Here is an 11437-nt window from a genome sequence, read left to right as displayed (position 1 = left end):
GATCGACTCGCTTCGCGTCGCCGATCTCAGGTCGCTCCAGGCTCATACCTGAATTGGAAAAGACTGTTACTTTTTCACGGGCGGCGGCGTGGCCCGCCGCTGGAATGGCGCGCCGATGCTACCTCGCGCCCCATGAACGGCTATTCGGCCCTGGCCTTGCGCGCCTGCAGCGCCTTGCCGACGGCAATGACGAATGCCGCACCCAGCGCCGCTGCCGCGTAGTGCAGCCAGGGGTTGGCAGCCAGCACGTCGTGCAGCGATACATCGGCGGCAATGGTTTCACCCCCCACCCAGCCGATGAGCGCGGCGCCCAGGGTAACGATGATCGGGAAGCGTTCCATGAGCTTGATCATCAGCGTGCTGCCGAAGATCACCAGCGGGATGCTGATGGCCAGGCCGGCGATCAGCAGCACCATGCTGCCGTCCGCGGCGGCGGCCACGGCGATTACGTTGTCCAGGCTCATGACCAGGTCAGCGATCAGAATGGTGCGTACCGCCGAGAGCAGCCCGTCCTGCGTCTTGTCGGATTCCCCCTCTTCGTCGTCCTCGTCGCCCAGCAGTTGGATGCCGATCCACAGCAGCAACGCGCCGCCCACGATCTGCAGGAATGGCAGCGCCAGCAGCTTCACGGCCACGACCGTGAGCACGATGCGCAGCACCACGGCGGCGGCGGAGCCCAGGAAGACCGCTTTCTGCTGCTGCTGCGGCGGCAGCGAGCGCGCGGCCAACGCGATCACCACGGCGTTGTCGCCCGAAAGAATGATGTTGATCCAGATGATCTTGACCAGGCCGATCCAGAAGTCGGCGCTTTGCAGCAGTTCCATTGCTTTGATCTCCATGTTATGAATGAAGAAGCGCCCGGAACCAGGGTTCCGAGCGCTTCTCTTTATGAGGAGTTGGCAGTGTAGCGGTGGCGCGCGGCGCGCCGATTCGTAAAACTGCTTATAGCAAGGACTTGAGCAGCTTGGCCATTTCGGACGGGTTGCGCGTGACCTTGAAGCCGCTTTCCTCCATGACCGCGAGCTTGGCTTCGGCCGTGTCGGCACCGCCCGAAATCAGCGCGCCCGCATGGCCCATGCGCTTGCCCGCAGGCGCGGTGACGCCGGCGATGAAGCCGACGACGGGCTTCTTCATGTTGGCCTTGCACCAGCGGGCGGCGTCGGCCTCGTCGGGGCCGCCGATCTCGCCGATCATGATGACGGCGTCGGTATCCGGATCGTCGTTGAAGGCCTGCATCACGTCGATGTGCTTCAGTCCGTTGATCGGGTCGCCGCCGATGCCCACGGCGCTGGACTGGCCCAGGCCGATTTCAGTGAGCTGCGCCACGGCTTCATAGGTCAGTGTGCCGGAGCGGCTGACCACGCCGATGCGGCCCTTGCGGTGGATGTGGCCGGGCATGATGCCGATCTTGATCTCGTCGGGCGTGATCAGGCCGGGGCAGTTGGGGCCCAGCAGCAGCGTTTTCTTGCCGCCAGCGGCTTCCTTGGCCTTCATCTTGTTGCGCACCAGCAGCATGTCCTTGACCGGAATGCCTTCGGTGATGGCGATCACCAGGTCGAGGTCGGCTTCGACAGCCTCCCAGATGGCGTCCGCAGCGCCCGCGGGCGGCACGTAGATCACGGAGACGGTGGCGCCGGTTTCCCTGGCCGCGTCCTTCACCGACGCGAAGATCGGGATGTTGAAGATCGATTCGCCCGCCTTCTTGGGGTTCACGCCGGCGACGAAAGCGTTCTTGCCGTTGGCATACTCCTGGCACTTTTCCGTATGGAACTGACCGGTCTTGCCGGTAATGCCCTGGGTGATGACCTTGGTGTCCTTGTTGATGTAGATCGACATGACTATGTTCCTTACTTGACCGCCGCCACGACCTTCTGGGCCGCTTCCGCCATGGTGTCCGCGCTGATGATGGGCAGGCCGGATTCGGCCAGCATCTTCTTGCCCAGCTCTTCGTTCGTGCCCTTCATGCGCACGACCAGCGGCACCGAGAGGTTCACTGCCTTGCAGGCGGTGATGACGCCCGTGGCGATGGTGTCGCACTTCATGATGCCGCCGAAGATGTTGACCAGGATGGCCTTGACCTTGGGGTTCTTGAGCATGATCTTGAACGCCTCGGTCACCTTCTCGGGGGTGGCGCCGCCGCCCACGTCGAGGAAGTTGGCCGGCTCGGCACCGAAGAGCTTGATGGTGTCCATGGTGGCCATGGCCAGGCCGGCGCCATTGACCAGGCAGCCGATGTCGCCGTCTAGGCTGATGTAGGCCAGGTCGAACTTGCTGGCTTCGATTTCGGCGGGATCTTCTTCGTCAAGGTCGCGCAGGGCCACGATCTCGGGGTGGCGGAACAGCGCGTTGGGGTCGAAGTTGAACTTGGCGTCCAGCGCGGTGATATTGCCCTTGCTGTCGCGGTTCAGCGGGTTGATTTCGACCAGCGAAGCGTCAGTGTCCATGTAGCAGGCGTAGAGCTTCTTGAACACATCCACGGCCTGGGCGGTGGAGCCCGCCGGGATGCCGATGCCGTCGGCGATCTCCTTGGCCTGCGCGTCGGTCAGTCCGGCGATCGGGTCGGCGAACACCTTGATGATCTTGTCGGGGTGGGAATGGGCCACTTCCTCGATGTCCATGCCGCCTTCGCTCGATGCGATGAAGGCCACCTTCTGCGTGGCGCGGTCGGTCACCACGGACACGTAGTATTCCTTCTGGATGTCGGCGCCATCTTCGATGTAGAGGCGGCGCACCTTCTGGCCTTCGGGGCCGGTCTGGTGCGTGACGAGTTGCATGCCGAGAATCTGACCGGCCAGCGTCTTCACGTCCTCGATGGTCTTGGCGACCTTCACGCCGCCGCCCTTGCCGCGGCCGCCCGCGTGGATCTGGGCCTTGACCACCCATACCGGGCCGCCGAGCTTCTGCGCGGCTTCCACCGCCTCCTGCACCGTGAACGCCGGGATACCGCGCGGAACGGGCACACCAAAATGACGCAAGATCTCCTTGCCTTGGTATTCGTGAATCTTCATGAGGTCTCTCTCAGAGGAACGGGTAAGACGATTGCTGCCCGGCACGGAGGGATCAGGGGCCGGCCAGCGGACGGGCGCACAGCAGCCTTCGACTGTATCATGCGGCGCTGCACAATGCCTGTGCGATCACCGCCCCGTACTCTGATTCGGCTTTTCCACCCCTTACGCTCCGGCAGGACACACGAACCATGCCCAAGGTCTTCATCGATGGCGAAGCCGGCACCACCGGCCTGCAAATCCGCGAGCGGCTGCAAAACCTGCCGCAGGTCGAACTCGTGAGCATCGCGCCCGAGCACCGCAAGGACCCCGGGGCCAAGCGCGCGCTGATGGCCGGCGTGGATCTGGCGGTACTGTGCCTGCACGACGACGCGGCCCGCGAATCGGTGGCGCTGATCGACAGCCTGGAGGGCCGGCGGCCCAAGATCATCGACGCATCCACCGCCCACCGGGTCGCTCCGGGCTGGGTCTATGGCTTTCCGGAACTCACGCGCGGCCAGGCGGCGGCGGTGGCCCAGGCCGAGCGCGTAGCCAACCCCGGCTGCTACCCGACCGGCGGCATTGCGTTGTTGCGCCCGCTTGTCGACGCCGGCCTGCTGCCGCCCAGCTACCCGGTGGTGCTGTCCGGCTATTCGGGCTATTCGGGCGGCGGGCGGCAGATGATCGAAGCCCACGAAGTCTCCCACACCGCGCCGCCGCTCGAAATCTACGGCCTGGAACTGACCCACAAGCACGTGCCCGAGCTGTTTCGCTACAGTGGCCTGACGCGCCGCCCGATCTTCGTGCCGGCCGTCGCCAACTACTACGCCGGAATGATCGATCAGATCGGTCTGCAATTCGACCTGATGCAAGGCGTCACGCGCACCCAGCAGTTGGAGGACGCGCTGCGCGCCCATTACGCGGACAGCGAATGGGTCAGTGTCGTCCCGCCCAACGCCCAGGGCCGCCTGGAGCCCACGGCCCTCAACGATACCAACCGGATGGAATTGAGCGTCTACGGCAACGACGCCCAAGGCCAGGCCGTGCTGGTGGCCCGGTTCGACAACCTCGGCAAGGGCGCCAGCGGCGCGGCGGTGCAGAACCTGCGGCTGATGCTCGGGCTCTGACCCATTTTTATCCTGGAAACGGCAGTTGGATGCGCCTGCCGGTGCCGTGATCGGGGTGCCAGGCAAGACGCGACGACGCGGCGGGCTTGGTGCCCGCAAGGAGGAGCAACGCCGCATGGCGCGCCGAGCGCGGTGCTGGCAGGGGCATGGCGCTCTCACCCACGAGGTGAACCCCATCGAAGCCGGCAACGCTCGATTTCCTGCGGCCTGGCAAGGGATACGAAGCGGTCAACTGCTGTTTCCAGGTTTATTCTCCGCCCTCCGTCGCACCGCGCAGCACCCGCGCCACGATGGCGCCGGCGAAGCCGCGCGCCATCAGAAAACGCGCCTGCCGGGCGCGCTCCCTCGCATCCGCGGGCGGCGCGGCGAAGCGCCGCCGCCACACGGCGCGCGCGCGCTCCAGTTCGCTGCCCTGCAGGCGGGTGACCGCCTCGGCCACGGCGTCGGCGGCGATGCCCCGGGCCTGTAGTTCCTGCCGCACCCGCGCCGCGCCGAAGCGCGGGGCGCGCTGGTGCAGCACCGACTGCACCACCCGCGCCTCGCTGATGAAGCCGCGCTCCGCCAGCTCATCGAGCACGCGGGCCAGCTCTCCCGGCACCTGCTCATGCGGCGCGAGCTTGCGCTCCAGCTCGGCGCGCGAATGTTCGCGCTGCGACAGCAGCCGCAGGGCACGGCCCTTGAGCGAGAGGGAGGCGAATGCCATGCTACTAAATTCATAGCTTACAGCGCTTTATATATAAGCGCTGGAGCCACTTTTTGCTTGAATTTCTTATGCTTTCCCCGCCACGGCCTCATCGGCAACCGCGGGCGGCAGCAGCGCGATGCCGAGCGACTCGCGCACCTTGTTCTCGATCTCGCGCGACAGTCCGGCGTTCTCGCGCAGGAACTCGCGCGCGTTGTCGCGGCCCTGGCCGATCTTCTCGCCGTTGTAGGCGTACCAGGCACCGCTTTTCTCGATGATGCGGGCTTCCACGCCCATGTCGATGATCTCGCCCTCGCGGCTGATGCCCTCGCCGAACAGGATGTCGAACTCGGCCGTCTTGAACGGCGATGCGACCTTGTTCTTCACCACCTTGACCTTGGTCTCGTTGCCGATCGCCTCGTCGCCCTTCTTGATCGTGCCGATGCGGCGGATGTCGATGCGCACCGAGGCGTAGAACTTCAGCGCGTTGCCGCCCGTCGTCGTCTCGGGGCTGCCGAACATCACGCCGATCTTCATGCGGATCTGGTTGATGAAGATGACCATGCAGTTGGTCTTCTTGATCGTGGCCGTCAGTTTGCGCAGCGCCTGGCTCATCAGCCGGGCCTGCAGGCCCGGCAGGCTGTCGCCCATCTCGCCCTCGATCTCGGCCTTGGGCGTGAGCGCGGCCACCGAGTCGATGACGATCAGGTCCACCGCGCCGGAGCGCACCAGGCTGTCCACGATCTCCAGCGCCTGCTCGCCGGTGTCGGGCTGGCTGATCAGCAGGTCCTGCAGGTTCACGCCGAGCTTTTGCGCGTACTGGATGTCGAGCGCGTGCTCGGCGTCGACGAAGGCGCAGGTGCCGGCCTGGCGCTGCATCTCGGCGATGACCTGCAGCGTGAGCGTGGTTTTGCCCGAGGATTCGGGGCCGTAGATCTCGACCACCCGCCCGCGCGGCAGGCCGCCTACGCCCAGGGCGATGTCCAGCCCCAGCGAACCGGTGGAGACGACCTGGATGTCCTCGATCACCTCGCCTTCGCCCAGACGCATGATGGTGCCCTTGCCGAACTGCTTTTCGATCTGGGCCAGCGCGGCCTGCAGGGCCTTGGCGCGTTCGGCGGCGGCGGCACTGTTCTTGACGGGAGCGTCCATTTGAAAATCTCCTGGTGGATCAATGGGTTGTGGTGGCTTCGCATGACTGCTTGCACAAACAGACTGGATGCTTGAACAGTATTCTAGGGGTTGCATACTTTTCCGAAAAGCCATTTTTTGGTCAGTTTGATTTACCATTTGGGCATGGACTCCACCCCCGCGCCGGCACCCGACGACCGCTGGCGCCAATCGCACCTGGGCCGGCTGCTCGGAGAGGCGCTGCGGCGCTTCGATGCCCGCGTGCTCGCGCTCATGGCGCACGATGCGGAGGTACCGCTGGCCTTGTCCAACCTGGCCGCGCGGCAGCAGGTCGGCGCGGCCCACATCCACATCACGCGGCACCTGGCGCAGGGCGGCTCGCGGCTGACGGCGCTGGCGCAGAGCGCGGGCATGAGCAAGCAGGCCATGGGCGCGCTGGTGGACCAGTGCGAAGCCTGGGGCCTGGTGGTGCGCGAGGCCGACCCTCTGGACGCGCGGGCGCGGCAGGTACGCTTCACGCCCACAGGGCTGGACTGGCTGGCCGCGTTCCAGCGCGCGGTGGCGCAGGCCGAAGCCGAGTTCACCGAGGCCGTGGGCGCCGAGGTGGCCGCCGTGGTGCGCATCGGGCTGGAGGCATACGGCGCCGCATGACGACTCAAAAAGGAAACCCGGGCCGCGCGGCGCAGCAACCCCATCTCATGCCCATGAAACGCCGCAACTGGAGTACGCTTGGCTCCATCCCCCTCTTGTCCAGAACCAGAAAAGGCACGCGTCGATTCCATGCTGAGCCGGGCACGACTCCACCATCATCCGCAGGCCCGCGCGCGAGAATCTCCAATGACAATAGCCCCCGCCCATGGCCCAGGACGCCGCTGAGCCCCCTTCGGGCAGCGGCATCCGCCGCTCGCTCGGCACGCGCCTGGTGCTGGCCACGCTCGCGTTCAGCCTGGTGTTCACGCTGCTGGCCGTGGGCGTGCGCACCCTGTGGGCCTGGCGCGCCGCAGTGGCAGACATGACGGCGGAGCTGACGCTCATCGAACAGGTGTCGCACCGCACGCTGGCCAAGTCGATCTGGGACCTGGACATGGGGTCGCTGCGCGCCCACATGGAGAGCCTGGCGCAGGCCACGGCGGTGGGCCAGATCGTGCTGACGCTGCCTTCGGTGAACGCGCCACCCGAGGTGCTGCAGCACATGTCGCCGGGCTGGGGCCCGTCGGCGCTGGCGCCGGTGCGCGAGCTCACGCTGACCTACGAGCCCTATCCGGGCCGCAAGGAGCCCGTGGGCACGCTGCGGCTCGCGGGCGACGAGCGCGTGCTGTGGGCGCAGATGCGCAGCGAGGTACTGGCCATTCTGGCCACGCAGATCATCCAGTCGCTGCTGCTGGCGAGCATGGTGATGCTGATGTTCTCGCGCCTGGTTACGCAGCACGTGCGCCGCATCGCACGGCACCTGGCGTGGCTCACGCCCGCCACGCTGGACAAGCCACTCACGCTGGAGCGGCGCGGCGGGCGGCACGACGAGCTGGCGCTGCTGGTGCGCGGCGTCAACCAGTTGCAGGGCAACCTGCAGGACTACCTGCGGCAGAAGACGCAGTACGAGCACGAGCTGGCCAGCCACCGCGACCGGCTCAGCGAACTGGTGCAGGCGCGCACGGCCGAGCTGGAGGCCGCCAACACGCAACTGCGCGTGCTGTCGCAGACCGACGCGCTGACCGGCCTGCCCAACCGCCGGCGCTTCGACGAGGTGAAGCGCAACGAATTCGCCCGCGCGCAGCGCAGCGCGGCGCCGCTGGCACTGCTGGCACTGCTGGTGTGCGACATCGACCACTTCAAACGCTTCAACGACACCTACGGCCACGCCGCAGGCGACGAATGCCTGCAGGCCGTGGCCCAGGCCATGCACCAGCGCGTGCAGCGCTCGGGCGACACGCTGGCGCGCATCGGCGGCGAAGAATTCTGCGTGCTGCTGCCCGCCACCGACGCCGGGCACGCCCTGGTGCTGGCGCGCCACCTGTGCGCCGCGGTGGAGGCGCTGCGCATCCCGCATGCCGCATCCGACGTGGCGGACCACGTGACGCTCAGCGTGGGCGTGGCGCACCATGCCGCCGGCATGCCGGGCGACTTCGAGGCCCTGTTCCACCGGGCCGACCTGGCGCTCTACCGGGCCAAGCAGGCGGGCCGCAACCGCGCCGCCTGCTACGACGACGCCGCATCCGACACTTTCAGGGAAGGCCCGCTTCCACCATGCTGAAGAAACTGCTTCGCGCCACCGTGCCTGCCATCGCGCTCGCCGGCCTGTGCGCCGCCCTGCCGGCGGCCGCGCAGGCCATCCGCGCCGTCACCGACGCCACGGCGCATACCTACTCGGACGACGGCAAGGTGCCGGGCCCGGCCACGGAAGTCGTCAAGCAGGTGTTCGCGCGCGCCGGGCTGACCGACTACAGCATCGCCATCTACCCCTGGGCGCGCGCCTACGACATGGCGCTCAACCAGCCCGACGTGCTGCTCTACCTGGTCGCCCGCACGCCCGCGCGCGAAAGCCTCTTTCAGTGGGTGGGCGAGGTCACGCGCATCCAGTACCACCTGTACCGCCGCCCCGACCGCGCGGACATCCTGGTCGCCTCGCTCGCCGACGCGCAGCGCTACGCCATTGGCGTGGTGCGCGACGACGTCCGCCAGACCTACCTGCAGCAGCAGGGCTTTACGCGGCTCGCCCCCTTCGCCCAGCCGATCGAGGGCGTGCGCCGCCTGCTGGCAGGCCAGATCGACCTGATGCCGCTCAACGACGCCGAGGCCGCCACGCTGTGCGCCGCCACGCGCCCGCAGTGCAGCGAGCTGGCGCGCGCCTATACGCTCGACGGCCTGGGCGTGTACCTGTACATGGCCTACAGCCGCGGTACCGCCGACGCGCTGGTCGCGCGCACGCGCGCCGCGTTCGACCAACTGCGCGCCGAAGGCGTGGTCAAGCGCATCATGGAGCTGCCGCCCGCGCCCGCGCTCAAGCCCTGATGCGGGCTTCACCGGAGCAACGCACGCGGGCCCGGCCCCTAGAATCGCACAGGGCACCACGCCAGCACGCCGGAGACAAGCCATGCGCATCCTCATCGCCGAAGACGACCAGGTCCTGGCCGATGCGCTGCTGCGTTCGCTGCGCGCCGCGGGCGCGGCGGCGGACCACGTGGCCAGCGGCACCGAGGCCGACGCGGCCTTGCTTGCCAACCACGAGTTCGACCTGCTGATCCTCGACCTGGGCCTGCCGCGCATGCACGGCCTGGAAGTGCTGCGCCGCCTGCGCGGCCGCGGCTCGGGCCTGCCGGTGCTGATCCTCACCGCCGCCGACAGCGTGGAGGAGCGCGTGAAGGGCCTGGACTTCGGCGCCGACGACTACATGGCCAAGCCATTCAGCCTGCAGGAGCTGGAAGCCCGCGTGCGTGCGCTGACGCGGCGCGGCATGGGTGGCACCAGCAGCGCCATCAAGCACGGCCCGCTGGTGTACGACCAGGCTGGGCGCGTGGCCACCATCGACGGCAAGATGGTGGAGCTGTCGGCGCGCGAGCTGGGCCTGCTCGAAGTGCTGCTGCAGCGCGCGGGCCGGCTCGTGAGCAAGGACCAGCTCGTCGAGCGCCTGTGCGAGTGGGGCGAGGAAGTGAGCAACAACGCCATCGAGGTCTACATCCACCGCCTGCGCAAGAAGATAGAGCGCGGCCCGATCCGCATCGCCACCGTGCGCGGGCTGGGCTACTGCCTGGAGAAGATCCCCGGCTGATGCTACATATTTGATAGCTGCAACCGCTTGATATAAAAGCGCTACAGCCCGATTCGATGAAAATCTTCCAGCGCGAGCAGCGCTCCCTGTTCGGCGAGATCCTCGACTGGATGCTCACGCCGCTGCTGCTGCTGTGGCCCATCAGCCTGGCGCTCACCTGGCTGGTGGCGCAGAGCATCGCCAACAAGCCGTTCGACCGCGCCCTCGAATACAACGTGCAGGCGCTGGCGCAGCTCATCACGGTGCAGAACCACCAGGTGCAGTTCAACCTGCCGCAGCCCGCCAGCGAGATCCTGCGCGCCGACGATTCCGACATGGTGTACTACCAGGTCATGGGCACGCGCGGGGAGTTCCTCTCGGGCGAACGCGAGCTGCCCGCGCCGCCCGAGGAGGACAGCACCATCGTGGGCGAGGTGCGCCTGCGCGACGACGAGCTGCGCGGCACCGGCGTGCGCGTGGCCTCGATCTGGGTGCGCCTGCCGCTGCCCAACGCCGAGCCCGCCCTGGTGCAGGTGGCCGAGACGCGCGAGAAGCGCAGCGTGCTCGCCACCGAGATCATCAAGGGCGTGATGCTGCCGCAGTTTGTCATCCTGCCGCTCGCGGTGCTGCTGGTGTGGCTGGCGCTGGCGCGTGGCATCAAGCCGCTGTCGCAGCTCGAAGAACGCATCCGCGCCCGCCGCCCCGACGACCTGAGCCCGCTGGACAACAAGACCGTGCCGCTCGAAGTGGTGCCGCTGGTGTCGTCGGTGAACGACCTGCTGACCCGGCTGCAGGATTCGATCGCCACGCACAAGCGCTTCCTGGCCGACGCGGCGCACCAGCTCAAGACACCGCTGGCGGGCCTTCGCATGCAGGCCGACCTGGCGCAGCGCGAAGGCACCAGCACGGACGAACTCAAGCGTTCGCTGCAGCAGATCGGGCGCGGCAGCATCCGCGCCACCCACACGGTCAACCAACTGCTGGCGCTGGCGCGCGCCGAAGGCAGCGGCGCGGGCATGCACAGCGTGCCGTGCGACCTGGCGCAGCTCGTCATGGAGGTGGTGCAGGACTCGGTGCCGCGCGCCTTGGAGAAAAGCATCGACCTGGGCTACGACGGCGCCGCGCCGGGCATGCCCGGCGTGGACGTGAGCGGCAATCCAACGCTGCTCAAGGAGCTGGTGCGCAACCTCGTGGACAACGCCATCAACTACACGCCCTCCAGCACCGGGCGCCCCGGCGTGGTGACGGCGCGCGTGCTGACCGACACCTTCGGTCACGTGCTGCTGCTGCAGGTGGAAGACTCCGGCCCCGGCGTGCCCGCCGCCGAGCGCGAACTGGTGTTCCAGCCCTTCTACCGCGCGCTCGGCACAGACGCCGACGGCTCGGGCCTGGGCCTGCCCATCGTGCTGGAGATCGCGCGCCAGCATGGCGCGGTGGTGACGGTGGAAGAAGCGCACCCGGGGCAGGTACCGCCGGGCGCCCTGTTCAGCGTGCGCTTTCCGGCGCATGCGCCCTCCGCAGCGCCGTAGGCACGCCTACAGCGCCAGCAGCCTTGCGCAAACCCAATATCCATGCAGGTTTCCAAAGACTTCAAGTGACTGCAGAGCAGTTCCAAATGGGTGGGCCTGGGCGGGATACGGTGAAATATCCGGATTAGAGAGGTGTGCAATGGGATGGGTTCGCCTGTTCAAGCCCTGCTTTGCTATGCACCCCAGGAACCCGAAAGCCCCTCGCCAGGGGACTGGGGAGGGGCTAGGGAAGCTGTAAG

11 protein-coding genes are annotated in these 11437 nt (G+C 67.4%); 6 read left to right on the top strand and 5 right to left on the bottom strand.

Translation table 11 applies throughout. The features are described from left to right. Positions 1-140: 140 nt before the first annotated feature. The 3 genes from PY257_RS05200 to sucC form a co-directional block, all read right to left on the bottom strand. Positions 141-824 (bottom strand): TerC family protein, encoded by a 684-nt coding sequence (locus tag PY257_RS05200; RefSeq protein ID WP_275739578.1) that lies wholly within the window; start codon positions 822-824, stop codon positions 141-143. Between the two features lie 118 nt (positions 825-942). Further along, positions 943-1836, bottom strand: coding sequence for a succinate--CoA ligase subunit alpha (gene sucD, locus PY257_RS05195; RefSeq protein WP_275739575.1), 894 nt, complete (start codon positions 1834-1836; stop codon positions 943-945). 11 nt (positions 1837-1847) lie between these two features. After that, on the bottom strand, positions 1848-3008 hold the full coding sequence (sucC, locus tag PY257_RS05190) for an ADP-forming succinate--CoA ligase subunit beta (RefSeq protein WP_275739573.1): 1161 nt from the start codon (positions 3006-3008) through the stop codon (positions 1848-1850). Positions 3009-3196: 188 nt separating this feature from the next. On the opposite strand from sucC, the gene argC reads away from it, so the two are divergent. Beyond that, a complete protein-coding gene (argC, locus tag PY257_RS05185; RefSeq protein WP_275739571.1) occupies positions 3197-4111 on the top strand; it encodes an N-acetyl-gamma-glutamyl-phosphate reductase in 915 nt (304 codons plus the stop codon). Between the two features lie 247 nt (positions 4112-4358). On the opposite strand, the gene recX is transcribed toward argC, so the two are convergent. Beyond that, on the bottom strand, positions 4359-4814 hold the full coding sequence (recX, locus tag PY257_RS05180; RefSeq protein ID WP_275739568.1) for a recombination regulator RecX: 456 nt from the start codon (positions 4812-4814) through the stop codon (positions 4359-4361). A 66-nt stretch (positions 4815-4880) separates the two neighbouring features. Continuing rightward, positions 4881-5945, bottom strand: coding sequence for a recombinase RecA (gene recA / locus PY257_RS05175; protein WP_275739566.1), 1065 nt, complete (start codon positions 5943-5945; stop codon positions 4881-4883). Positions 5946-6089: 144 nt separating this feature from the next. On the opposite strand from recA, the gene PY257_RS05170 reads away from it, so the two are divergent. The 5 genes from PY257_RS05170 to PY257_RS05150 all read left to right on the top strand — a co-directional run bounded on the left by PY257_RS05170 (position 6090) and on the right by PY257_RS05150 (position 11198). Beyond that, positions 6090-6575, top strand: coding sequence for a MarR family winged helix-turn-helix transcriptional regulator (locus tag PY257_RS05170; protein WP_275739564.1), 486 nt, complete (start codon positions 6090-6092; stop codon positions 6573-6575). A gap of 205 nt (positions 6576-6780) precedes the next feature. Continuing rightward, on the top strand, positions 6781-8175 hold the full coding sequence (locus PY257_RS05165; protein WP_275739562.1) for a GGDEF domain-containing protein: 1395 nt from the start codon (positions 6781-6783) through the stop codon (positions 8173-8175). Continuing rightward, positions 8169-8933, top strand: coding sequence for a substrate-binding periplasmic protein (locus PY257_RS05160; RefSeq protein ID WP_275739560.1), 765 nt, complete (start codon positions 8169-8171; stop codon positions 8931-8933). The genes PY257_RS05165 and PY257_RS05160 overlap by 7 nt, the downstream gene beginning before the upstream one ends. Positions 8934-9015: 82 nt before the next feature. After that, entirely contained in the window at positions 9016-9690 is a 675-nt protein-coding gene (locus PY257_RS05155; protein WP_275739559.1) for a response regulator, read from the top strand. Between the two features lie 56 nt (positions 9691-9746). Continuing rightward, entirely contained in the window at positions 9747-11198 is a 1452-nt protein-coding gene (locus PY257_RS05150; RefSeq protein ID WP_275739557.1) for a sensor histidine kinase, read from the top strand. The last annotated feature ends 239 nt before the right edge of the window (positions 11199-11437 follow it).

It is taken from the genome of Curvibacter soli (assembly GCF_029211125.1).
Taxonomy (GTDB): Bacteria; Pseudomonadota; Gammaproteobacteria; order Burkholderiales; family Burkholderiaceae_C; genus Curvibacter_A; species Curvibacter_A soli.
This window is presented reverse-complemented; position numbering and strand designations above follow the sequence as displayed.

Excerpts from the sequence above, each read along its gene's own strand:
- PY257_RS05160 (WP_275739560.1), top strand. The coding sequence starts at position 8,169 with ATGCTGAAGAAACTGCTTCGCGCCACCGTGCCTGCCATCGCGCTCGCC.
- PY257_RS05165 (WP_275739562.1), top strand. The coding sequence starts at position 6,781 with ATGGCCCAGGACGCCGCTGAGCCCCCTTCGGGCAGCGGCATCCGCCGC.
- argC (WP_275739571.1), top strand. The coding sequence starts at position 3,197 with ATGCCCAAGGTCTTCATCGATGGCGAAGCCGGCACCACCGGCCTGCAA.
- PY257_RS05170 (WP_275739564.1), top strand. The coding sequence starts at position 6,090 with ATGGACTCCACCCCCGCGCCGGCACCCGACGACCGCTGGCGCCAATCG.
- recA (WP_275739566.1), bottom strand. The coding sequence starts at position 5,945 with ATGGACGCTCCCGTCAAGAACAGTGCCGCCGCCGCCGAACGCGCCAAG.
- sucC (WP_275739573.1), bottom strand. The coding sequence starts at position 3,008 with ATGAAGATTCACGAATACCAAGGCAAGGAGATCTTGCGTCATTTTGGT.
- sucD (WP_275739575.1), bottom strand. The coding sequence starts at position 1,836 with ATGTCGATCTACATCAACAAGGACACCAAGGTCATCACCCAGGGCATT.
- PY257_RS05155 (WP_275739559.1), top strand. The coding sequence starts at position 9,016 with ATGCGCATCCTCATCGCCGAAGACGACCAGGTCCTGGCCGATGCGCTG.
- PY257_RS05150 (WP_275739557.1), top strand. The coding sequence starts at position 9,747 with ATGAAAATCTTCCAGCGCGAGCAGCGCTCCCTGTTCGGCGAGATCCTC.
- recX (WP_275739568.1), bottom strand. The coding sequence starts at position 4,814 with ATGGCATTCGCCTCCCTCTCGCTCAAGGGCCGTGCCCTGCGGCTGCTG.
- PY257_RS05200 (WP_275739578.1), bottom strand. The coding sequence starts at position 824 with ATGGAACTGCTGCAAAGCGCCGACTTCTGGATCGGCCTGGTCAAGATC.